Genomic DNA, 23,041 nt, shown 5'->3' on the forward strand with positions numbered 1-23,041 from the left:
ATCCCAATGTCCATGTTCATCAAAGAAGATTCGTTTTAGCACGTTCGTCTCCATATCCTAACCTTACCAAAAACAAAAACGAGGCGGAAGCCCTGCCCACCCCAAAATTTTATAAATTCTATAATGTTAAAAAAGCCACCCGAAGGTGGCATGCTTTATGTATGGAGCGGGTGATGGGAATACTCAACATCTTGATTGAAGTGCGAGAGCCTCCGGCTCGCGGGATGGAGGTAGATGTTGACGCGCGGCCTGGTCGGGTACATACGGAGAAGTGTGCACGGCCGGTCGTCCCCACGCGCGCGGGTTCTCTTCCCACACAACCGCCAATTAAAAAAGCCACCCAAAGGTGGCATGCTTTATGTATGGAGCGGGTGATGGGAATCGAACCCACGCTACCAGCTTGGAAGGCTGGAGTTCTACCATTGAACTACACCCGCAAATACTGAAATGGTCGGGACGACACGATTTGAACATGCGACCCCCTGGTCCCAAACCAGGTGCTCTACCAAGCTGAGCTACGTCCCGTCATCAAGAAGCTAATGTTAGCTTGCAAGAGTAAAAATGGCGTGCCCTGAGAGATTCGAACTCCCGACCTTTTGATTCGTAGTCAAACGCTCTATCCGGCTGAGCTAAGGGCACAAACATTGTGTTGTTCATTGGAGATGGAGCGGACGACGGGAATCGAACCCGCGACCCTCGCCTTGGCAAGGCGATGCTCTACCGCTGAGCCACGTCCGCACCTTATCGCAATCTTCGGATCGATTTATCGATCAGTTTCATCAGCGACAAGTAATAATATATCAAAAATCTCCGCAGAATGCAATCGATTTTTTAAATTATTTTTATAGTAAATATTTCCTCGCCAGTTATGCCGTAATTAGCGTAACTTGCTGAAACTTTTCTCTCCATGGGGATACCGTGGTCAGCGATTCCAGCAGTTCCGCCGCTTTTTGCCGATGCAGCGTTTGAATAATTTTCGAATATTCCATGCAGCCCGAATCATTGATGTAATCGATGCACTCTTGTTTTTTCGCCAATAGGTCCGATTGCGTCAGTTTTCCCTCATAATATTGTTTCATGTAAGGGAACGACTCTTCGGCCGACAGCAAATAAAGAATTGGAAGCGTGCGTTTTTTCCGCAAAATATCGTTTTTCATATCAAAGCGCAACAGATCTTTCAGATCGTTCTCAAGTTGCGCTATAATTCCGCTGTAATAGGCGATTTCTTTCATCGTGCCGGCAGCCTTCGAATCGAGCCCCAACTCGGCGTACCCCATATAGCAGGCCAAATGGATCAGGGAGCCCGATTTTTGATATACCATGGCGATATATTGTTGTTCGGTCGTCACATTTTGTTCCAAATCGGCAAATTGGCCGTTCAACGATTCCAATAAGATGCGGCTGATCTCCCTCGTCAGCGTGACGGGTCCCCCCTTGCCGTTCGTCAGCTCGGCGCTCTCGGCTACCGCCCCCATTAACAGCGCCAATACGCCGTTGATGACGTATTCCTGCCGGTATTGCATCCAAAGCTTGTCCTTGTTGTCTTGATCCTGAAGGTCGTCGGCGATGTCGGCCGCCAGCATGATCATCTCGGTAATCGCCGCCGTTCGATCCAGATTGGGAGACGAACCGCCGAGCATGAGATGGGCGTATCTCGTTATTTCACCCCACCCGGTTTGTTCCGATCCTTTTTCATAAACGCATTCCTTCAACAGCTTGTTAAACTCTTCGATGCGAACGTATTTGTCCACCATATCGATCATCGTCTGCATTACTTCGGGCCGCATGCGTATTCCCTCCCCTTATCGACAACAAATTATTATATTTTTACAATATCAACCAATGTAAAATTGTTCAACTCCAAATATTAGAACGTTATAATGAAGATATCATTTGCAAGCGTTAGGGGGCATAGCTTATGTGCGGGCGTTATACGATAACGGTAACGATGGAGGAATTGCTGCTTCGCTTCTTTATTGAAGGCAATACATTGATCGATTATCAGCCCAGATATAATGTCGCTCCGGGACAATTCGTTCCGGCCATCGTGCATGACGGCAAAAACAACCGCCTCGGCGGGTTGAAATGGGGGCTGATTCCCGAATGGTCGAAAGAAGAGAAATTGAAATTTCCGACTTTCAACGCCCGTGCCGAGACGATTGCGGATAAAGCGGCGTTTCGAACGCCATTTCGCCGCAAACGATGCATCATTCCCGCGGATTCGTTCTATGAGTGGAAAGCGACCGATACGGGGAAACAGCCGATGCGGATTATGCTGAAAAATAAAGCGATTTTCGCGCTGGCCGGCCTGTACGACACATGGACGCGGGAAGACGGCACGAAAATCAGCACATGCACGGTCGTTACAACGACGCCGAATCGATTGATGTCCGATATTCATGACCGGATGCCCGTTATTTTACGGCCGGAAGACGAGAAAATATGGCTGAACCGGGCCATTCAGGATCCGGCCGATCTTCAGCCGCTGCTTGTCCCTTATCCGGAGGAAGAGATGACGGCCTATCCCGTTTCTCCCCTAGTTGGCAGCGTTAAGAACGATTCCGAAGAATGCGTGCGCGTCTGGAATCCTGGGCCATAAACGCAATAAAGCCTCCGTTTCCGCCATACGCGTGCAACGGAGGCTTATTCTATTTAGCGGCCGATTTGCCCGTTTACGTTCGTTTAAACGGCATTTTTCCCCGTCCGCTTCTGCGGCATATCGGGAAGCTTATTCACCGAAACGACTTTATCCGTCTTTTTCTTCGGCTTCGTCCAATACCGCTCGCTTCCCGGCAAATCGTCGAACCAAGCCGCGTCTTCCGGACAATCCAATATCATAAATTTCCCGTATTGTCCGTCCCGCGACTGGTGATACTTCAAATAGGCCTTGCCGTCCTCGATCGCCAATATTTCGATTTTGCCCGACGTATGGCTCATCGATAAGCGAACGCGCTTGCCGAGACCCGACGTTCTCGCCTTGGCTTCTTCGACGATCCGGTATACGCGCTCAAGCGGCAAGACGAAATCGCGGTTTCCGGCCACCGGACGATTGATAAAGAAATAATACGGGGTTACGCCGGCCCATGACAATTTGTCAAGCAGTTCTCCCAGAACGACCGGGTCGTCGTTAATGCCGCGAAGAACCGGCGTTTGATTGACGACGATCGCGCCCGCGTTATGCAGCGCTTCGAATCCCTTCCGCGCTTCCGGCGTAATTTCGCGCGGATGGTTAATATGAGCCATCACGTAAATCCGCTGATCGGAAGTCGAATGCTCGCGGATCGTCTCGAGCAGTTCCTCGTCCTCATAGATGCGCATCGGGTTGAACACCGGTATTTTGGACCCGAGCCGAATGATTTTGACATGATCGATTTCCCGGAGCCGCTGTAAAATCATTTTCAGCTTGGCCGTAGCCAAAATGAGGCTGTCGCCCCCGGTTAACAGCACATTGTTAATTTCCGGATGCTTCGCAATGTAGTCCAATCCCGGTTCGACGTCAGACATCGCCTCTTTGACGTCATTGCGAAACAACCGTTTACGGAAGCAATACCGGCAATATGCGCCGCATACTTCCGATACGATCAGAAGAGCCGTCGTGTCGTACTTGTGCTGACAGCCTGGCACGACGTAATTCGTATCCTCGTCCGAGGCATCCCAACGTCCGTATTCCTGCAGTTCCCCTTCATTGGGAATGACCAACTTCTTGATCGGGTCGTTCGGATCGCTCCAATCGATTAAATTCAAGTAATAATCGTTCACTCGAAAAACGAATTTATCCGTTATTTGCTTTAGCCGTTCCCTTTCCTTCTCCGGTATTTGAGTAATTTTGTCAATATCGATAATGTACTTCGGTTGCGGCATTTCTAATTCCTCCCGTATTCAAATTTTGAATGTGCTGCATGATTTGATAAGACTGGCTTCGATCCCCTCCCCCAATGCACAAATAAAAAAGACCCCAACAATGCGCAAGGATAATCCTGCGCCGTTCAGGGCCAAAAAAAAACGCAAAATGACCCCGACAAAATGAGGGTCAAAGAAGTTGTGCTATTAGATTTGGAATTTGACCCATCCAACGCTGACGAGGTTAGCTGACGGACTCGGGAAAGATGGTTCCCTACGTTTGCATGGCAAACGACTCGCCCCCATTGATTGGTTCCCCCGCTTTTCAACATTGCATATTGAAAATTAAGCGTATACTTATTGTAGCGGATCGCATATGTTATGTCAACAAATCGCCTCCAATATATGTCGTTTTTTCCATCCCCCACTTTTTTTAACACGTAACTTCTTTACAGTTTTAACCTGCTGGGCTACGATATGAATAGCTAAAAAGCAATCATACTTCCCTTTTCCGCTTCATCACCTGCTAAGGAGAGAATACAATTGACGGACCAATGGTTCAGCTTGTTCCGCAATAACATTCATTCGTTGGACGACCAAACGCAGCGAATGTTGTTTCAACTGTTCCGGGAACTTGTATATCGCGACATTTACTTTATGCTTAACGATCATTCGCTAACGGAAGATGTGATTCAAGATTCTTTTATTAAAGCGATGCAGAGCGGCAGCAAAATACGCGAAGATTCGAACATTAGAGCATGGCTGAAAAAAGTCGCGAGAAATTCGGCTTACGATTTAATAAGAAAAAATAAAAAATATCATCATATTTCCGACCCTGAACTCGTCAATACTATAGAAGAGTTTTCAAGCGAAAACGAATTGTCTTCTCAGGTCGACCATGCGGTCGAAACGCTTATTCGCAACGAAACCTTGTACGCCACGTTAAGCGAGCTTAAATACGAGTACAAAATCGTCCTCTTCCTGCATTATATTGTGGGCATGCCCTATCGCGAAATCGAACAGGAGCTTGGCATTTCCCATAGCGTATTAACGCAGCGTATGGCGAGAGCCCGCAAAAAACTGGCGGACAAATTTCAGAAAAAATGGGTGAGGAATTATGAGTAACGACAGAGAAACGTTGCAAACATCCGATGAACAACGTATCGCCGACATGGTTAAACAATATCATGCCAGCATAGAAATTCCAGACGGAGAGCAGGCTTGGTTGCAAATGCGCTCTACATTGCAGGCGGCAAGAAAGCGGCGGCGGGTATTCCGCGTCTCGGCGATCGGGGCGGCAATCGCTTGTTTCTCCATACTAATCGGGCTTTCCTTCGGCGCCATGAATCAAACCTATGCGTTCTCCGGCTTCTCGACCATCTTCAAAAAAGTTCAGAACGGGTTCGTAAGCATTATGTTCGACACTAGCCCGGCGCACAAAAACGGAGCCAAGACCGCTCCGCCGCCGGATTACGACTTGAATACCGGCAAGCCGTATGCGGATCAAAGCGGCGCACAAGGCAATCAACCGGATCATAGCTATGCGGGCAACGCGGTCACGCCGGAAACGTCAAGCTTTGAAACAGCAGGAAAAAAAGTAAATTTCGCCATGCTCGTTCCCACGTATACGCCGGATGGACTGACGCTTGAATCCGTTAATATTTATCGCGATGCCGACGGTGCCTATCGCAGTATGGATGCGATATATTCCTACGACGGAGAACAAAGGTTGCTGTTAATTCAGCAAAAAATCGAACAAGGCGGCGAAGCGTCGGTTAGCATCAATCAAGCGTCCGGCGAAATTAAAGACGTGAATATTCACGGCAATCAGGCAGTGCTCGTCTTGTACGCCGGCGGAGGAGCGAATTTGGAATGGATCGCGGGCGACACGAGAATCACGCTAACCGGTTCATTGGATGAGCAAGAACTGATGAAGTTCGCCAGATCGTTGCAATGAGTTAGATAAGGGGCCATGTCCACATGGAAATCGTGGGCGGCCCCTTCCGTTTAAATGCGATTAATTGACAAGGATCGAACCGGTGTATTTAACCCCTTGCTCGGTTGTGTCCCCTTTTTTGGCCCAGTGAGTCGATTTGATGCGGTAATAATACCCGGTAGACAGTTCCCTCGATTCCGACCCGTATACGGTCGATCTGTTGGTTGCGGTAGACGTGCTTGTGGAGCCTACATCGACCCAAGTGGAACCTGTCCATCTCTGCACAAGCGTTGATACGCCTACTGTATCTACCGTCTGCTTGGCGGTCGTTCTGCCGCTTACGACCACTTTTCCGTCCCCATCATTCGACAGTGTGGCGCTGCCTGAATCCAAATACTTATGGTTCGGGTCGAAGACGCCGAAAGGTTGAACAAGGCCCGCTTCGATCGGCGGAGGAGGCGTTTTGGCGCCTTCAACGGACGAGCCTTCGGCATTCGCAAGCCGGACCGGGAGAAGCGCCAACAAAATAAGCAAAACTGCCGTTCCTCCTGCAAAACTTCTCTTGAACTTCGCTTTGATCGACCTTTTCTCCATGTAAAATTCCTCACTTTCCATATTTATGTATGACTACATAAATAATAACGTTTCAAAATGGAAAAAGTTGACGATTTTTATCGAAATTTTTATAAATTTTTCGTTAACAGATAAAGATTTGCCGCGTCCTATATGTAGAGCAAAAATAAAGGGGAGGAATGCTATGGGCATAGAGCAACTGCGAGCCGTTGCGATCGTCGTATCAAGTGTGGTTGTTGTTTGCACCGTCGTCGTCATATCGATGATCAATGTCGGGAAAATGAAAGCATGGGATAAACGATGACAATACAAAAACCCGTCCGAAAGGCAAAAGATGATTTCGCCCTTGAACGGGATTGTCTGCTTGCAATTATAAGTACAAGCCTCTACTCTAATTAAACGATGCGTTTCAGGAAGTGCTGCAAAAACCGATCCGCATCCACTTCCAGACAAACGTCCATATTCGGTTCTTGTTCCGCTCTGGCGCGCAAGTCGCCCACCGTTCTGCCGATGGAATAAATCCCTTCCGTATCGACTTGCACATGAATCGGCTTCGTCTTGACGAAAGTCGGATCGATGACGACGCCGACGGCCAGCGGATCGTGAAGCGCGCAACCGAGAATGCCGGGATAGAAGCTCGTATAAGAATCCATGTAATAGTCCGTAATATCGGCCATAAAGCGGCTTAGCTTCGTATTTTTCTCCCGCCAATTCGCAAGCTCCGCACGCGGAAGAAGCGTCTTCATCGTTACGTCCAACCCGACGAGCGTAATCGGCACGCCGGAACGGAACAGAAATTCCGCCGCTTCCGGATCGGCATATATATTCGCTTCCGCATGCGGCGTTACGTTGCCGGGCACGGTTACCGCGCCGCCCATAATAACGACCCGCTTCAATAAATGAACGATTTCCGGATCTTTCATAATCGCGAGCGCCATATTGGTCATCGTGCCGACCGCAATGACGGTCACTTCATGCGGACGTTTCCGCGCCTGTTCCACAATAAACTCGGCAGCATGCATATCGAGCGCCGCCCCCTTAGGTTCCGACAGCTCGGCGTCTCCCAAACCGTTATGCCCGTGAACGGACACGGTCTTCCCTTTGAGCGGCGGGCGGAATAACGGCTCGGCCGCTCCGGGAATAACCGGAATATCATCCCGGTCCAGTTGTTCGAGCACTTGCAGCGAATTGCGGGACGCTTCCTCCACCGTCACATTGCCGAAGCATGTCGTCAAGCCGAGCAGTTCCAGCTCGGGGGAACGAACAGCGTATGCGATCGCCATCGCGTCGTCGATTCCGGTATCCACATCTAGAATGATCGGCTGTTTCGTCGCTTCTTTCATTGCTTAAGCCCCTCCTTTGCCGGAACATAATACTTCGATGAACTGTTCAATAAATCGTTCCTCGTCCACCTGCACGCATACCGACGCATTGCTGCGGTCCGTCGGCCGGCGCAAATCCGCCAATGTCGCTCCCTCGCTGACCTTGCCCTTCGTCTCCACCGTAATATAATGATCTTCCGTTTCGACCAAGTTTGGATCGAGCGCGACGGCGACCGCGAGCGGATCGTGCAGCGCCGTTCCGTACAGCCCGTCCGAGCTGTCGTAAGCGTTAAACCGGAATTTCAGCACATGCTCGGCGAATGCCTCCAGATCGGCCAATTGCGAAGGCATGCGCCGTTTCAATTCCTCCAGATGCTTCTCTTTGAAAATCGCCTTCATCGTCACGTCCAAACCGACCATCGTAATCGGCATGCCGGATTGGAATACGCGATGCGCCGCTTCCGGGTCGCCGTGGATGTTCGCCTCCGCCACCGTCGTCACATTGCCCGGGGCGCGCAGCGCGCCGCCCATCAGGACGAGCCGGTCGACTTTGGTTGCGATGGCAGGGTCCTTCGCGAGCGCGAGGGCCAAATTCGTCAATCGGCCGACGAATACCAAGGTGAGTTCATGCGGACGCTCGTTGACCTTCCGCACGATAAAATCGGCGGCATGCTCCTCGAGCGGCTGCAGCTTCGGTTCGGGCAAACGGTCGTAGTTGCCGAGTCCGTTCTCCCCATGATAGGCCGTTACGGTGCCGCCCCATTCCCGCATCAGCGGCTTTGCCGCGCCCTGAGCGACAGGGATATCGCCTGCGCCGGATAATTCCACGACTTTCAGCGTATTGACCGTCGCTTGCTCGACGGCGACATTGCCGCAAACCGTCGTAATTCCTTCGATGACCGCGGCGGGGGATTTCAAAGCGTATAAAATGGCCAGTGCGTCGTCCACGCCTGTATCTACGTCCAGCAACAACCGTTTTTGATTTTGCAAATGGACGCACCTCCTTCAAGATTTGCTAAATTTATAACCGTCCAAAGGATGCGGATCCGAATTAGCCGTAATATTTGCAGGCATCGATAATCATCGACCAAAATTTCTCGCGGTCCAGCGTAAGGGCCACATTGACGTTCGGCTCTTTCTTCGTTACGCCGTGAATATCGACCAAAGTCATGCCGTACGCATACTCGCCTTTCGTCTCAACGTCCACATGCAGCTTCTTGCATTCGAATACGGACGGATCGATGCAATATGCGACGCAGCAAGCGTCATGTACCGGCGGGTCCTCAAAGCCGAATACGTCGCGGTACGTTTGGCGGAAAAAGACGAGCAGTTCGCCGATAAATCCGGCCACCGGGTTGTCGATCGCCGCAATCCGGTCGCTGACGTCTTGCGTCGCGAGAGCCTGATGCGTCAGATCGAGTCCCATCATCGTAATCGGCACGCCGGATTCGAATACGACCTTCGCCGCTTCGGCGTCGACGAAGATGTTGAACTCCGCGGCAGGCGTCCAGTTGCCGAACGTGCCGCCGCCCATAATGACAATTTCCTGTATCTTCGGCAATATCGCCGGCTCGCGGCGCATCGCCATTGCAATATTCGTCAGCGGACCGGTCGGAACGAGCGTAATGTCGCCGTCCGATTCGAGCAATTTGCGTATAATGAGATCCACCGCATGCTCGTTGACCGGTGCTATCGTTGGCAGCGGGAGCTCCGGGCCGTCCATGCCCGAATCGCCATGAATATCCGGCGCCGTTTCGCGAACGCGAACGAGAGGTTGTCCGGCGCCTCTGGCAACCGGAACGTCCGTAATGCCGGCAATCTCCACGACCTTGAGCGCGTTCAGCGTCGTCTTCTCGACTTCGGCATTGCCTGCTACCGTTGTAATCGCTACTAAATCGATCTTCGGATTGGCTGCGGCCAGAAGTATGGCAATGGCATCGTCATGCCCGGGATCGCAATCGATAATGATTTTCCGTTTCGTTTCCATGCTCATGCTGTTCACCTCTATGGTTATTTTCGCATCAATGCATTCATAAATACGGCGGCAAACCGCTCGCGATACAGCTTTCTCGCCACTTGAACCCGCGGTCTCGCATCGCTTGTGACCGGGACTGTTGCAAACGGACGGGTATCGATAACGGTCATGCCCCGCGTTACGGTTCCGGCCGTCTCCACTTCGATCGGCAGTCTTTCGCTTTCGATCACGCTCTCGTCCAGCAGCGCGCACATGGCGGCCGGATCGCTGAGCGCCGAATGATCCTTGTTATACAGCGTACGTAAAAATTGAATCAGTTCATGCGCAACGTTCGCCGCAGGCTCCGCCGATTGTTCCAGCTCCTTCAATTCCGCCTCTGTCAGCCAGGCGTCCAAACAAACGTCCCAAGTGACGAGCCTAGTTGGCAAACCGCTCTCGAGCACGATTCGGGCCGCTTCCGGGTCGACGTAAATGTTGAACTCGGCTACCGGCGTTACGTTGCCTCCCGCGGCATCCGCGCCCCCCATAATGACCAGTTCGGCAATGTTATTCGCAATCGAAGGATCTTTCTTCAGCGCAACGGCCATATTCGTAAGCGGCCCTAACAGAACGAGCGTTACCGGCCGGTCCGACTGTTTCACGGTGCGGATCAAGAAGTCGACGCCGTGTTCGGTCAAGCCTTTCCCCGCAACATCCGGCAACGTCAAGTTGCCCAGCCCGCTCTCGCCGTGAACTTCCTTCGCCGTCGTCAATGTGCGGGTCAACGGCGCTTCCATGCCTTTCGCTACCGGAATCGAATCGGCAGAGACAAGCTCCAGCACGGCAAGCGTATTGCGGAATGCCGCGTCCGCTTCCACATTGCCGGCAACGGTCGAAATGCCGAGCACCTCGACTTGCGGAGATTGAAGCGCGGCCAATATCGCGAGGGCGTCGTCGACGCCCGTGTCGCAATCGATAAAGATCGGTTTCACTTGCTTCACATCCTTATTTGCCTTCGTATTTTAAAGTCAGCGCAGCCAGCTTTCTTCTCTTCCGAATCGCGAAATAAACCAGTGCCAGAATCGTCACGATATAAGGAATCATTTGCACGAATTGGCTCGGAATCGGGCTGTTCGGAATCGTCTGAATCAAGGTTTCAATCGCCTTCGCCAATCCGAAGATGACGGAACCGATTAGAATGCCGATCGGATTGCGGTTGCCGAGCAAGACGACGGCAAGCGCCAGAAACCCTGTTCCTGCGGTCATATCTTTAACGAACATGCTTGTCATCCCCATGGAGAGGAACGCACCTGCCAGACCGGCAAACACGCCGCTCCATGCCAATGCCGAATATTGCAAGCGTTCTACCGGAATCCCCAGCGATCTCGCCGCATCCGGCGTTTCGCCGATCGCCCGCAAATGTACGCCGTATGGCGTGCGGTACAACATGTAGAAGACGAAGACGACGGATAGGATGGCGATCCATACCATCAAATTATGGCCGCTAAGCAGTTTGCCGAGCACCGGAATATTCTCGATGAACGGAATGTTAACCGTCGGAATTTTGCTCAAATTGCCCGGGCTGAAGCTGCCTGTAACGTCAAACAGCTTGCTCATCAGGAAAATCGTAAAGCTGGAGCCGAACATATTGACCGCAAAGCCCGATATGATGATATCCACCTTCAGCTTGAGCGAGAAGAAGCCCATCCCGTATGATATAATGACGGCCGACAAAACGCCCGCTACGACGCCGAGCGCCCAATTGCCCGTTGTCGACCCGACGGCAATCGAAGTGAAAGCCGACATTAACATAAGTCCTTCAAGCCCGATATTAATAACGCCAGTAACGTCGGAGATAAGACCGCCGAGCGCGGCGAGCAAAATCGGAGTTAAAGAGCGCAATAAAATGGCTATGATCGTCAAATCGACAACTTGCATCCATAGATTATGCCACATCCGTCTTCACCGCCTTATCGTTCGTCGTTACCTTTTTTTGCTTCATCAATTGTCTTTGTTTCAAGTAATTAAACACAGCTTGCGCCGATACGAACAGAACGAGCAGAACTTGAATGATAACCGACAACTCCCGCGAAACGTCGCTCTCCGCCTGCATCACTTGTCCGCCGACTTGCAAATACGCATAGAAGACGGCGGCGAACAATACGCCGATCGGATGGTTCCGCGCCAGCAGGGCGATAATAATGCCGTCAAAGCCCAGCTTGGCGGAGAAATTGTCTTTATACGTGCCGTGCACGCCCAGCAATTCGACGATCCCCGCAAGACCGGCCAAGGCGCCGCTGATCATGACGCTGACGACGATGACGCGTTTCGTCTTAATTCCGCCGTACCGCGCGAATTTATCGTTTTTGCCGACGAGCCGCAATTCGTAACCGATCCGCGTTTTGAACAACAGCAAATAGATGACGATGACCGCGACAACGGCAATCAGAATGCCGTAATGCGCCGGGAACGCAGGCGAAATTTTGCCGAGCAGTATACTTTTATCAAAGAATGGCATCCGCGCGTAACCGCCGCTCGCCGGGTCCTTAAACACGTTATTGACCAGATAGGATGTCCCGATAATCGCGATATAGTTTAACATCAGCGTTGTGACGACTTCGTTCGCGTTCAATCTTGCCTTCAGCAAGCCGGGTACCGCGCCGAACAATGCGCCGCCGACAATCGCGCAGATCAAGATGATCGGCAAGTGAATCCATGGCGATATGCCCCCGATATAGACCGCGGCCAATGCGCCGGCAAAGCCGCCCACATACAATTGGCCTTCGGCTCCCATGCTGAATACGTTGGTTTGAAACACAACCGCAAGCGCCAGACCCGTAAAAATAAGCGGCACCGCTTTGTTCAATATGGTACTGATATTAAACGGGCTGGACAACGGTCCGAGCAGAAATGAAGAAATGGCGTGGAGCGGCTCGCTGCTGACGAACATAATGATGACAAATCCGCATAGAATCGCCAACACTGCCGCGCCTATAATGCCGGCGAAGTCCAAGTACAGGAATCTTTTTTGATTCATTGAACCGCCGCCTCCTTCTGTTGGTTTTTAATGCCTAGCATGTAGTATCCGATTTCCTGTTCCGTCAAATCGTCCGTATTATCGAGAATGGCAACGAGTTCGCCATTGTAGAGCACGCCGATCCGGTCGCTTAGGCTCATAATTTCGGATAGCTCCGCCGACACGAGCAAGACGGCCGTTCCTTGATCCCGTTTTTTAATAATTTCGCGGTGAATGAATTCGATGGCGCCGATGTCGACCCCGCGAGTCGGCTGGGATGCGATCAGCAGCTTCGGATTTTTCGCGATCTCGCGCGCGATGACGACCTTCTGCAAATTCCCGCCGGAGAGCGATCCGGCCATCGTTTCCGGGCTTTGCGCCCGTACGTCGAACGTAGCCATCAGCACTTTGGCGAATTCTCTCAGCTTCTTATAATTCATGAACGGTCCCGTGCGGAACTCTTTATTGTCGTATACATCCAAAATAATGTTCTCCGCAATGCTCGACGTCAAGCAGGCGCCTGTCGTCTGCCGGTCTTCGGGAATATGCCCGATCTTCATGTTGCGGATCTCCCCGATGCTTTTGCCGACAATATTCTCGTTAAAATACAGCACCTTGCCGCCGGTCGCATTGCGCAAGCCGGTAATGACCTCGATCAATTCGGTCTGTCCGTTTCCTTCCACGCCGGCGATGCCGAAAACTTCCCCTCCGCGTACCGAGAACGACACTTCCTTCAATGCGGGCGATCCTTTATCGTCCAGCGCGCTCAATCGATCGATTTCAAGCACGACATCTTTCAAGTCGGGTTCGTTCTTCTGTACCCGGAACAAAACGTCGCGGCCGACCATCAGACGGGAAATTTCCTCTTGGTTCGTGTCTTTGGTTACGAGCGTGGCGATCGTCTTTCCGGCGCGCAAGACGGTGATCCGGTCGGAGATTTCCATGACCTCGCGCAGCTTATGCGTAATAAAGATAATCGTATACCCTTGCGCGACGAGCGATTTGATCGAATCGAACAGCTCGTCCGTCTCTTGCGGCGTCAGAACCGCCGTCGGCTCGTCGAGAATGATTAACTTCGCTCCCCGATACAATACTTTCAAAATTTCCACACGCTGCTTTTGCCCGACGGAAATCGCCTCGACAACAGCTTGAGGATCAAGCTTCAAGCCAAATTTGCGAATGAGTTCATTGATGTCGTCCAGTTCTTTTTTGCGGTCGCGGAACATCGAGAACAGACCTTTGCGCGGCTCGTCGCCAAGCACGATATTTTCGGATACCGTAAGCGAAGGAGCCAGCATGAAGTGCTGATGCACCATGCCCATTCCTTGTCCGATTGCGTCCCTCGGTCCGTTAAACTGAATTTTTTGGCCTTTATATTCAATCGTTCCGCTTGTCGGGGCTTCAAGTCCGAACAATATTTTCATCAATGTTGATTTACCCGCGCCGTTTTCTCCTACCAACGCGTGAATTTCGCCTTCGTTAACTTGCAAATCGACCCCTTTATTGGCTACTGTTCCATTGGGATAAATTTTGTGAATATCCTTCATTTCCAGCAAAACTGCCATAATCGATAACACCCCCGCCAATTGGAGTAAGATGAATGCCTTTTCATTTTTTCAGGCCGCTTCTCAAGCCGGCCAAGAAATAAAACGGATTGGATAAGTCATAATATGCCGGACATTGATGTCGATTTGTACTTATCCAATCCCGTTCGCGTTCCCTTTATTTCAAGATCGATTCCACTTTCACTTCGCCGTCCGCTACGGCTTTTTCAACTTCCAACATTTTGTCTTTAATCGCTTGCGGCACATGCTCTTCGTAAAGGTCGTCCTTCGCCAAGCCGACGCCGCCTTCTTTTACGCCTAATACTTCCATCGTGCCAAACGGCAATGTACCTTCTTTAAACATTTCAAGCGCGCGATACGTCGTCGTATCCAAGTTTTTCAACATCGAAGTGAGCACACTGCCCGGGTACAGCGGGTTTTGGTTGCTGTCAACGCCGATCGAATACATGCCTACTTCGTTTCCTGCTTCCAACGCGCCAAGTCCCGCTCCGCCCGCAGCAGTGTAGAGAATATCGACTTTCTGCGATTTATATTGCGCTAGAGCCAATTCTTTTCCTTTCGGAGCGTCCGCGAAGTCGCCGATGAAGGAAGATACGATTTGCATATCAGGGTCGATATATTTCGCGCCTTGTTCGAATCCTACGCGGAAGTCGTTAATGATCGGAATGTCCATCCCGCCGACGAAGCCGACCACTTTATCCGGATTCGTACCTTTCAGATCCGTGCTCGTCGTTACCAGTCCCGCGAACGCGCCGGCCAAGAAGGAGCCTTCGCTTTGCGAATACGTCATGGAGTATACGTTAGGCATACCGTCGATCGCATCGTCGAAGAAAATGAATTTTTGATCCGGATACTTCTCAGCCATTTCTTTTACAATTTCAATCGTTTGGCTGGATCCTACCAGAATGACGTCGTACTTTTTGCTTGCAACCATCGACTCGATGCCTGCAGCCCAGTCCGCTTGGTTCAATCCGCCTTCTACCGTTTTCGCTTCAAAGCCCAATTCTTTCACAGCTTTGTCCAAACCTCTTTGCACGGAGTCAAAGAACGATTTGTCCCCGAGCGTTCCGTTAATATAGTAGCCGACGCTTAGCTTCTCGCCTCCGGCATTGTCGCCGCCTTCGCCGCCGCTTGCGCCTGGATTATTGTCCGCAGGTTTGCCTCCGCATGCGGCAAGTAAGATCATCAAAGACAACAACAACACTCCGATTTTCATAAATCCTAATTTTTTCATAGATGAATCCCCCTGTTAATTGAAGTGGTTTGTTAGTTCGTCTTGCGTTGCTTGCTTCATAAACGATTCCGTCTCTTGCAAATCAGGCATAGATGATTGTGCTCCGGATCGGGTTACTGTTAACGCGCCGACAGCGTTAGCAAATTGCGTTGCCGCCCATAGATCTTTCCCGGCGACAAGCGCCGTACCGAGAGCGCCGGCAAAAGCGTCGCCCGCCGCTGTCGTATCGACGGCATCGACTTTGTATCCCTTGAGGGTGAAAGTCCGGTTCGAGTTGACGACAACGACGCCCTGTTCGCCCAGCTTGGCGAATACGGTTGTCACCCCTTTGCGAAGCAGCTCGACGGCCGCTATCTTGGCAGATCGCGGATCCGTAACCTTAATGCCGGTTAATTGCGCGATCTCGCTCTCGTTAGGAACGATATAATCGACCATGGCGAGCAATTCGTCCGGCAAAGGCTGGGCCGGCGCCGGATCAAGCAGCACGGGCACGTTATGGCGTTTCGCAATGGAGACCGCTTCCATAACGCTTTCCAAAGGTATTTCCAACTGCACCATGAGCAGCTTGGCGTTTCGGATCGCATCCTCTTGTTTGCGGACAAATTCCGCATCCAATACCCGGTTCGCTCCAGGAGCGACGATAATGCTGTTATCGCCTTCCGGATCGACGGAAATTAGCGCAATGCCGCTCGCTTGCTCCGTGATGTTGTCAATGTACTGCGTGTTTACTCCGGCTTCGTTTAAATTCGATAGCAGCTTCTCCGCAAAAATATCGTTGCCGACTTTGCCGATCATCGCTACAGACGCTCCCAGTTTGCCGGCGGCATACGCTTGGTTCGCGCCTTTCCCTCCAGGGCTCATAAAGAAGTCTCCGCCTAAAACCGTCTCACCTTGTTCGGGTCTTCGTTCCACTTTTACGACCATGTCCATATTCAAGCTGCCTACAATAACGATATCTGAACTCAAACCCTATTCCTCCCTTCCGCACGATTCTCTGATGATGAGTTTATGGTCCAATACGATGCTCTTCTTCTTGGCCCTCACCCCCTTAATTCGATCGTTCATCGTTTTCATGGCCGTAACCCCTAGCTGGTATGCCGGGATATTGACCGTACTGAGCAACGGTTTGCTCATTTGCGCGAATAAAATATCGTCGAAACCGATGACCGCAATGTCTCCCGGCACGGAACGCCCGCTCTTCTCAATCGCGTGAATCGCGCCGAGCGCGATCAAATCGTTCCCGCCGAATACGGCCGTCGGTATGTCCCCTGTCCCCTTCTCCAACACTTCGTTCATTTGCTGATAGCCGGATTCGTAGCTGAACATGCCATAGCTTACGACAGGCGTCAAGTTCGCGTCGTTCATCGCGTCGACATAGCCCTTTTTCCGAAAATCCGCCGTCTGTGCGCTGACAGGACCCGACAAGTGACAAATATTGCGGTGTCCTTTGCCGATTAAATAAGCGACCGCCTCATACGCAGCTTTGTAGTGATCGATCGTTACCGTATCGAACGGCGTTTCCTCCCCCGAACGGTCGCACAACACAATCGGAATGTTGAAATCCAATAGTTCGGACGCCCGCTGTTCCGTAAAGCTGGAAGATATGAGAATGATGCCGGCCACCTGTTGTTCGGCCATTTTCCGCACATATTCGAGTTCTACGTCGGGATCGTTATCCGTGTTGGAAAGAAATAGCGTGTATCCCATCGTATGTGCGGCGTCCTCGATTCCCCGGGCCAAAACCGGAAAGAACGGGTTCGTAATATCCGGCATAATGAGGCCGATCATATTCGTCATACTGTTGGATAAGTTTCTTGCCACCGCACTCGGACGGAACTGAAGCTCTTCTATCGCCGCAAGAACGCGCTTCCTCACTTCTTCGCTCACATTCGTCTTATTGTTAATGACGCGTGACACGGTCGCTTTGGAAACGTTTGCAGCTCTTGCAACATCAACAATCGTCGCCTTCATCTCTTCCACCTTCAACTTTTCTCGACCTTCGATAACTAAACGTGAAACCGGTTCCAAATTTCATTAAAAAAAATGAAATCGGTTTCTTGATTTCATAATACATTGGACCGTCCAATTTTTCAAGTACATTTCTCAAAATTAATTATGGAATTAATGGGTTTTTATGCCGCTTCTCTGTCTTCTTATGTTTCGAACGGCCAAAGACAGCCTTTGCCGATTGCCGCCCTTGCTCCAAACGTCCCAATATTGGACCGACTTCGATCCCGGTTTGCATTCCGGTTCGTCCACCTTGATCCTGCTGGGCAGCAAACAAGCATCCCCGACGACGATCGCTTCCCCGATGCCTAGGGAGGGCAGTACATCTTTCACACCTCCCAAATGTTCGGGAAGCATATCCGAAACGGCGGCCTTGTCCAGCGGATTGGACAATCGTAGCGCTATCACGTTATTGCACTGGCTTGCCACCGTTTTATTCAACTCGGACGGTCTTTGGCTGACAATAACCAGGCTGATTCCGTATTTCCGCCCTTCCTTCGCGATCCGTTCGAAATGGGCAAGCGATCTCGTTTCCGCGGCGTCGGCCGACGAGCGGCCGGGCAAATACAAATGCGCCTCGTCGCAAACGAGAGCGATCGGATGCCTTGTCTCTTCCTCCGACCATTGCTGCACTTGAAAGACGAGCTTAGCCATAAGACCGACCGCGATCGGCAATAGATCCGAAGGCACGTCGCTGAAATCGACCAGTTTAATTCCTGGCGTTCCGCCCCCGCCCGCCTGCATCAATGCATGGGCCAACTCGTCCAAATACCCTGGATTCATCTGCCGTTCTCCCGGCTGAAACAGGAATCCTTGTCTTCTATCGCTCCGTTTGGCGGCGATCCTCGGCAAGAAACGGTTGAATTTGCCGTGAAACGGACCGTTGTTTTCTTTATTCGTAGCCGGATTGAGCACTCGTTCTTTATTTAGTGCGCTCAATTCGGACATCACTTCGTCCAGATCGTAAGGAACGGGACTGTCGATCGTAAGCGCCCGCCATTCTTCTTGCATGCCGGCTTCAGCCAACGCTTTTTGCTTCGCCCGGATCACGGCGTTCGTCAATGCCATCGCCTGATTCGGCGCATTCTCATCGCTTCTATCTAGCATGAGCGAAAGCATATCTTCGTATCCGAGCAGCCAATAAGGTAAAAATAGGACATTCTCCGCGGGCTCCTCCAAATCTCCCGGTCCGGCCATGCGGAAACGGGCAATATTGCCGTGGGCTTGCAGCGGCGCATATTCGCCGTGAACGTCGAACACGATCATATTGGCGCCCGGCAATTTCGCCGCCTGTTCGATAATGGTCGCGGCCGTCCACGATTTGCCTGAGCCGGTCGAACCGACGATCAGCGCATGACGCTGGAACAACGCGTTTCCGTCCAAGACGGCTCTCGCCTCCGGGCTTACCGTGTAGCTGCCAAGCGTTAAAGCCGCGCCCGTCGTTGCCGTACCCCATGAGACCAAGCCGGTAAAAAGCGTTAAAAATGAACCTGTCAGCAAATAACATTGCGCACCGATCTCCGGCAACGTCTCGACCGCTCTCGTATAAAACGGCCTATCCCGTTTCCCCCCGGCCCCTTGCAACGTACCGAGAGCCGTTACGGTAATTTCGTTGTTTACTTCGGCATGAACGCCCCCGTTCCCATCCAGCATTACTTCGCGCATCATTGCAACGGTTTCCGGTTCCAACCGCTGCACGCGATCGATTCTGCCGACGAGTCTCGTATTCGGGTCGGAAGTATGCAGCAATGCATACCCGTTTACATGTATTTTTCGAAGTTGGGCTTCCTCGGGACAAAATACGCTTACGCGATAGCTGTCCGTTCTGTATACCGTGCCGATGTGATATTCATAAGGCATACTAAACAGATCTAGAGAGCTCATCGGATCGTTCCTCCCCCCATGCCAAAGATAGCAATCCTTTTAGCGTCCACAAAGCCGGTTCGTCGATCTTTGCAGATTGGAATTTGTCGCTGATGAGCTCGCTGCCGGCCCCGTCAGCCTGGATTGCGATAAAATTGGCGATATCATTTCTTTCGACCATCGATCGGAACGACCCGCTCAAACTCCGCGCCAGAACGATCGCAGGAACGGCGGAATTCCGCAACAAACGCTGCCAGCTTCCTTGAATATGGATATCGTTGAACCCGAACCCAATAAATATCATTGCTTTCGCATGATCTATCGCATGCTTCATTTCCGCCAGAACGCTGTAATAAGGCTCAAAATGGGTTTCCAAATATTTGCCCATGCCCGGCGTCACGATAACAGGCTCGATCCCCGCTCTTCCAAGCGATCGTATTTGGCCTTCCCCGATGCCCGCCACTTTTTTAACGGTACCGTGCGGCAGTTTGAACCAGCTCAACGAGCCGTGCGGCTTATAGATCCGCAAATGCTGGATCGTCTTCACCGCATAGTTTCTGCCTCTGCCTGTCCGGTAAATCCGCTGCATGCGTTCGTTCAAGTCCATCGAGTTCGCCATTACGCCGATCGGACCTTCGTGGAAACCGTCCCAGACATGCCACTGCATCGCTGCCGCCGACCATTCGATCAGATGATCATAATTCGTTGTAACGATATGAACCGTATGATGCGTGGAATGTTTAAAGGCTCTGAACAACCTGACGAAACCGGCAGGATCGCCTCCGCTCACGAATTGCGGCAATACTTCTTGTTCGTCTCTCGATATGCATCGCCAAGTGTGGCGGACAATTTCGCCCATTAACCGTTTGCCGAGCGGATTGCCCGCCAGTTGCAACGCTTCTTCCAATCCCATCCGGTCCGCCGTTAACCGCTCTTTGACGAACGCCCATTGCTTCCGCTCCTCCGTTTCGAACTTGCGATCGTCGATATGTCGTACAAGAAATTTGGCCAGATCGCCCATCGCGGAAATGCCCGCCCCCGCCGAAGAGCCGCTTCCTACGATGAACACGGGGTTTAACTTCAGCACTTCCTTCGCAAATTCCGCATACTTCTCTCTCATTGGCAGCACCCTATTTCCGCTCTATGATTTCAACTCTAGTAATTAGGTTTCACATAAACGGTCCGGAATATACTCTAATAGCGTCTTGGAACCCAGTGTACCGGGGGCATTATTTCGCTTTTTCCCCCTTCTGAGCGTAGTGCATATATTTTATTTCATTAAAGTACAATCCATTATTCGTACAAAAAAAGCCTGCAAAATCGTTAGATTCGGCAAGCTTGATTATAGGCAAACAAAAAAACTCTCGAATACACTGTCATTCAAAGAGTTTCCGCATTCAAGTATGGTGCGCGTAGAGGGACTTGAACCCCCACGGTCGCCCGCTAGATCCTAGTCTGGATAAATGTACATCCGCAACGGCGGCGACCCGTTTTCGCTCCAACAAATACTGGGCCACCTCATCGCTCGAAATGGTGCATGCCTGCTCCAGGCTCTTTAGCAACGAAGTTAAAGAGCAACACCAGCTTTACAGTCAGGTGGAGCATATGAAGCTTGAATTAACTTAGTAAAAGCAAAAGACTGGAGCATTTCAAGAAATGAGCGCTCTCAGTCTTTCTCTTTTTGAAATCCAAGAATTTGAAACAATCGTAATTTTATCTGCTCGACATCATGACCCGGCAGCTCCCCCATTGCTCGCTTGACCAAGTCAGAATTAATCGTAAATATCCGACTCACTTTAACGACTGATGGTTTCAGCAACCCGCTTTGCTTCCATGCTGTCAAACTATAGCCAGTGGAGAGCGTAGCTGCTGTCGAAGTAATCATCATGCAGATAACCTGACGGGTTTCCTGCTGACTCTCCTCTGAAGACATAACAAGCGCCGGGCGCTGCTTCAATCCGGTTAAATCCGAAAATGGAAATGGAATCAGAACCACTGTACCTTGTTTAAATGCCATTGTACGCGTCGTCCTCTTCATTGTCCCAATCTTTAAGCGCATCTTCGCTTAGTTTTAGAAAGCCCAACTGGTCGACATCCTCCTGAAGACGACGATGCAGATCAAGATAGACACGCAATTGCTCAGTCTTGGACAATTCTGAGACGTGTTGCAGCACTTCTTCCACTTGGCTCATTTCTCCTCACCTCAAATTGTAGTTTAACAAATACACAGGCTCGAAGTCCATAAACAAATACGTAAATGCATGCGTCCTTAAGATTGTTTTTCATATAGTATGCCACGTATTTATCGATTGATATAAGGAATCACTTTGACCGACATCTCCTTTGCCCCAAAAATCGATGGAACGTAAAAACTCCATATATATTTTATGATTCATTTCTCTGTGATTGCATTGAAGAAAATTGGATGCCTGCATGGATGCCGCAAGCTCGCTTCTGAAGGCGGAGTGCCGGGGACCCTGCGCCTGACCTCATCCATGCACCACTGCAAATAAAATTGTTCCTGCTCCCCAGTGAATGAGATCGATTGCCTTGCATGGTTAGCCACTTGCTTATACTTTTCAATATATGCCTTACCCATTTCATAGCTTGTATTTCCAACCGCAGCCTCGCACTGCTTCATGAGGATGTTCGATTCTTCGCCAAAATAACCAAATACATGTTCATTCGCCTTGATATTTCTGCTCGAATACAAAAAACCTTTAGATCGCTGTTGATCCAAAGGTCTCATCTTCTTAGGTGGTGCGCGTAGAGGGACTTGAACCCCCACGGTCGCCCGCTAGATCCTAAGTCTAGTGCGTCTGCCAATTCCGCCATACGCGCATATGTTATGTGAAAAACTGGTGAGCCATGGAGGACTCGAACCTCCGACACCCTGATTAAAAGTCAGGTGCTCTACCGACTGAGCTAATGGCTCGCATGTCGCTTAACAAGTAAGCAAATGGCTGGGGATATAGGATTCGAACCTATGCATGACGGAGTCAAAGTCCGTTGCCTTACCGCTTGGCTAATCCCCATTAATGAGTAGAAAAAAGCATGTCCAATCGGGCAGCTTTGCAATGGTGCCGGCGAGAGGACTTGAACCCCCAACCTACTGATTACAAGTCAGTTGCTCTACCAATTGAGCTACACCGGCATATTCACTTTGTTACGGTTCATGGTGGAGGCTGACGGGATCGAACCGCCGACCCTCTGCTTGTAAGGCAGATGCTCTCCCAGCTGAGCTAAGCCTCCATGTTAAGCGGGGCTTCCGAAAGGTAATCGGAATATACTTCAACGCTTAGCGTCACTTTTTGGGGAAAAGTGGTGACCCGTAGGGGATTCGAACCCCTGTTACCTCCGTGAAAGGGAGGTGTCTTAACCCCTTGACCAACGGGCCATATGATGTCATTGAAAAAAGTAAGTATGGAGCTCTCAACCGGGATCGAACCGGTGACCTCATCCTTACCATGGATGCACTCTACCGACTGAGCTATGAGAGCAAATGGCTCCCCGAACAGGACTCGAACCTGTGACAACTCGGTTAACAGCCGAGTGCTCTACCGACTGAGCTATCAGGGAATATGTGATTTATTTGGAAGCTTTCCGCTTGGCAACGTCCTACTCTCCCAGGACCCTTCGGTCCAAGTACCATCGGCGCTGGAGGGCTTAACGGTCGTGTTCGGGATGGGTACGCGTGGAACCCCTCCGCCATCGCCACCAAACGGATTGCT

21 protein-coding genes, 12 tRNA genes, 1 rRNA gene and 1 riboswitch are annotated in these 23,041 nt (G+C 51.0%); of the genes, 3 read left to right on the top strand and 31 right to left on the bottom strand.

Annotation, left to right across the window (positions count from 1 at the left end; genetic code table 11):
• Positions 1-363: 363 nt before the first annotated feature.
• The 5 genes from LQ229_RS25020 to LQ229_RS25040 all read right to left on the bottom strand — a co-directional run bounded on the left by LQ229_RS25020 (position 364) and on the right by LQ229_RS25040 (position 1,787).
• Positions 364-437 (bottom strand) — tRNA-Gly (locus LQ229_RS25020).
• 11 nt (positions 438-448) lie between these two features.
• Positions 449-525, bottom strand: a tRNA-Pro gene (locus tag LQ229_RS25025).
• Positions 526-562: 37 nt separating this feature from the next.
• Positions 563-639: transfer RNA gene (locus LQ229_RS25030), tRNA-Arg, on the bottom strand.
• A 24-nt stretch (positions 640-663) separates the two neighbouring features.
• Positions 664-738 (bottom strand) — tRNA-Gly (locus LQ229_RS25035).
• 128 nt (positions 739-866) lie between these two features.
• Positions 867-1,787, bottom strand: coding sequence for a polyprenyl synthetase family protein (locus LQ229_RS25040; RefSeq protein WP_230193238.1), 921 nt, complete (start codon positions 1,785-1,787; stop codon positions 867-869).
• A gap of 131 nt (positions 1,788-1,918) precedes the next feature.
• Between LQ229_RS25040 and LQ229_RS25045 the strand changes: the two genes are divergently transcribed.
• A complete protein-coding gene (locus tag LQ229_RS25045; protein ID WP_216541152.1) occupies positions 1,919-2,599 on the top strand; it encodes an SOS response-associated peptidase in 681 nt (226 codons plus the stop codon).
• A gap of 83 nt (positions 2,600-2,682) precedes the next feature.
• Here LQ229_RS25045 and LQ229_RS25050 read toward each other — a convergent pair whose 3' ends face one another.
• Positions 2,683-3,861 carry a KamA family radical SAM protein gene (locus LQ229_RS25050; RefSeq protein ID WP_216541153.1) on the bottom strand — a complete coding sequence of 393 codons (1,179 nt, stop codon included), beginning with the start codon at positions 3,859-3,861 and terminating at the stop codon, positions 2,683-2,685.
• A 196-nt stretch (positions 3,862-4,057) separates the two neighbouring features.
• Positions 4,058-4,202, bottom strand: a riboswitch (cyclic di-AMP (ydaO/yuaA leader).
• 181 nt (positions 4,203-4,383) lie between these two features.
• Here LQ229_RS25050 and LQ229_RS25055 point away from each other — a divergent pair.
• Together LQ229_RS25055 and LQ229_RS25060 are read left to right on the top strand one after the other, a co-directional pair.
• The gene (locus LQ229_RS25055) at positions 4,384-4,965 is read left to right on the top strand and encodes a sigma-70 family RNA polymerase sigma factor (RefSeq protein WP_216541154.1); all 582 of its coding nucleotides are present in this window, start codon (positions 4,384-4,386) and stop codon (positions 4,963-4,965) included.
• Positions 4,958-5,797, top strand: coding sequence for a DUF4367 domain-containing protein (locus LQ229_RS25060; protein ID WP_230193239.1), 840 nt, complete (start codon positions 4,958-4,960; stop codon positions 5,795-5,797). Before LQ229_RS25055 ends, LQ229_RS25060 begins: the two co-directional genes overlap by 8 nt.
• A 60-nt stretch (positions 5,798-5,857) precedes the next feature.
• Here the strand turns inward: LQ229_RS25060 and LQ229_RS25065 are convergent, their stop codons facing one another.
• From LQ229_RS25065 to rrf, 25 genes are all read right to left on the bottom strand, one after another.
• Positions 5,858-6,310, bottom strand: coding sequence for a hypothetical protein (locus LQ229_RS25065; RefSeq protein WP_216541156.1), 453 nt, complete (start codon positions 6,308-6,310; stop codon positions 5,858-5,860).
• Between the two features lie 434 nt (positions 6,311-6,744).
• On the bottom strand, positions 6,745-7,692 hold the full coding sequence (locus LQ229_RS25070) for a nucleoside hydrolase (protein ID WP_216541157.1): 948 nt from the start codon (positions 7,690-7,692) through the stop codon (positions 6,745-6,747).
• Between the two features lie 3 nt (positions 7,693-7,695).
• Complete coding sequence (locus LQ229_RS25075; protein WP_216541158.1) at positions 7,696-8,661, bottom strand: nucleoside hydrolase; 966 nt, start codon at positions 8,659-8,661, stop codon at positions 7,696-7,698.
• A 61-nt stretch (positions 8,662-8,722) separates the two neighbouring features.
• Positions 8,723-9,658: a nucleoside hydrolase gene (locus LQ229_RS25080; RefSeq protein ID WP_230193246.1), complete on the bottom strand. Its 936-nt coding sequence runs from the start codon at positions 9,656-9,658 to the stop codon at positions 8,723-8,725.
• Between the two features lie 23 nt (positions 9,659-9,681).
• On the bottom strand, positions 9,682-10,617 hold the full coding sequence (locus LQ229_RS25085) for a nucleoside hydrolase (protein WP_230193240.1): 936 nt from the start codon (positions 10,615-10,617) through the stop codon (positions 9,682-9,684).
• A gap of 13 nt (positions 10,618-10,630) precedes the next feature.
• Positions 10,631-11,581: an ABC transporter permease gene (locus LQ229_RS25090; protein ID WP_216541160.1), complete on the bottom strand. Its 951-nt coding sequence runs from the start codon at positions 11,579-11,581 to the stop codon at positions 10,631-10,633.
• Positions 11,571-12,662, bottom strand: a complete 1,092-nt coding sequence (locus tag LQ229_RS25095) for an ABC transporter permease (protein ID WP_216541161.1) — start codon at positions 12,660-12,662, stop codon at positions 11,571-11,573. The genes LQ229_RS25090 and LQ229_RS25095 overlap by 11 nt, the downstream gene beginning before the upstream one ends.
• Positions 12,659-14,206, bottom strand: coding sequence for an ABC transporter ATP-binding protein (locus LQ229_RS25100; protein ID WP_216541162.1), 1,548 nt, complete (start codon positions 14,204-14,206; stop codon positions 12,659-12,661). The genes LQ229_RS25095 and LQ229_RS25100 overlap by 4 nt, the downstream gene beginning before the upstream one ends.
• A gap of 157 nt (positions 14,207-14,363) precedes the next feature.
• Positions 14,364-15,440 (bottom strand): BMP family ABC transporter substrate-binding protein, encoded by a 1,077-nt coding sequence (locus tag LQ229_RS25105; protein ID WP_216541163.1) that lies wholly within the window; start codon positions 15,438-15,440, stop codon positions 14,364-14,366.
• Between the two features lie 15 nt (positions 15,441-15,455).
• Positions 15,456-16,406 (bottom strand): ribokinase, encoded by a 951-nt coding sequence (rbsK, locus tag LQ229_RS25110; RefSeq protein ID WP_216541164.1) that lies wholly within the window; start codon positions 16,404-16,406, stop codon positions 15,456-15,458.
• Between the two features lie 3 nt (positions 16,407-16,409).
• A complete protein-coding gene (locus tag LQ229_RS25115) occupies positions 16,410-17,411 on the bottom strand; it encodes a LacI family DNA-binding transcriptional regulator (RefSeq protein ID WP_216541165.1) in 1,002 nt (333 codons plus the stop codon).
• Between the two features lie 150 nt (positions 17,412-17,561).
• The gene (locus tag LQ229_RS25120) at positions 17,562-19,331 is read right to left on the bottom strand and encodes an ATP-binding protein (RefSeq protein WP_230193241.1); all 1,770 of its coding nucleotides are present in this window, start codon (positions 19,329-19,331) and stop codon (positions 17,562-17,564) included.
• A complete protein-coding gene (locus tag LQ229_RS25125; RefSeq protein WP_230193242.1) occupies positions 19,309-20,430 on the bottom strand; it encodes an SIR2 family protein in 1,122 nt (373 codons plus the stop codon). Before LQ229_RS25125 ends, LQ229_RS25120 begins: the two co-directional genes overlap by 23 nt.
• A 546-nt stretch (positions 20,431-20,976) precedes the next feature.
• Positions 20,977-21,327 carry a type II toxin-antitoxin system PemK/MazF family toxin gene (locus tag LQ229_RS25130; protein ID WP_230193243.1) on the bottom strand — a complete coding sequence of 117 codons (351 nt, stop codon included), beginning with the start codon at positions 21,325-21,327 and terminating at the stop codon, positions 20,977-20,979.
• The gene (locus tag LQ229_RS25135) at positions 21,317-21,493 is read right to left on the bottom strand and encodes a hypothetical protein (RefSeq protein ID WP_230193244.1); all 177 of its coding nucleotides are present in this window, start codon (positions 21,491-21,493) and stop codon (positions 21,317-21,319) included. The genes LQ229_RS25130 and LQ229_RS25135 overlap by 11 nt, the downstream gene beginning before the upstream one ends.
• A 209-nt stretch (positions 21,494-21,702) precedes the next feature.
• A complete protein-coding gene (locus tag LQ229_RS25140; protein ID WP_230193245.1) occupies positions 21,703-22,050 on the bottom strand; it encodes a hypothetical protein in 348 nt (115 codons plus the stop codon).
• A gap of 18 nt (positions 22,051-22,068) precedes the next feature.
• Positions 22,069-22,151: transfer RNA gene (locus tag LQ229_RS25145), tRNA-Leu, on the bottom strand.
• An 18-nt stretch (positions 22,152-22,169) separates the two neighbouring features.
• A tRNA-Lys gene (locus tag LQ229_RS25150) sits at positions 22,170-22,245 on the bottom strand.
• Between the two features lie 25 nt (positions 22,246-22,270).
• Positions 22,271-22,345: transfer RNA gene (locus tag LQ229_RS25155), tRNA-Gln, on the bottom strand.
• 43 nt (positions 22,346-22,388) lie between these two features.
• A tRNA-Thr gene (locus tag LQ229_RS25160) sits at positions 22,389-22,464 on the bottom strand.
• A 22-nt stretch (positions 22,465-22,486) separates the two neighbouring features.
• Positions 22,487-22,562, bottom strand: a tRNA-Val gene (locus tag LQ229_RS25165).
• A 70-nt stretch (positions 22,563-22,632) separates the two neighbouring features.
• A tRNA-Glu gene (locus LQ229_RS25170) sits at positions 22,633-22,707 on the bottom strand.
• Between the two features lie 27 nt (positions 22,708-22,734).
• Positions 22,735-22,810 (bottom strand) — tRNA-Thr (locus LQ229_RS25175).
• Positions 22,811-22,813: 3 nt separating this feature from the next.
• A tRNA-Asn gene (locus tag LQ229_RS25180) sits at positions 22,814-22,889 on the bottom strand.
• Positions 22,890-22,915: 26 nt separating this feature from the next.
• A 5S ribosomal RNA gene (gene rrf, locus LQ229_RS25185) occupies positions 22,916-23,032 on the bottom strand.
• Positions 23,033-23,041: the final 9 nt, after the last annotated feature.

This window comes from Paenibacillus sp. CECT 9249, assembly GCF_918697855.1.
GTDB lineage: Bacteria > Bacillota > Bacilli > Paenibacillales > Paenibacillaceae > MSJ-34.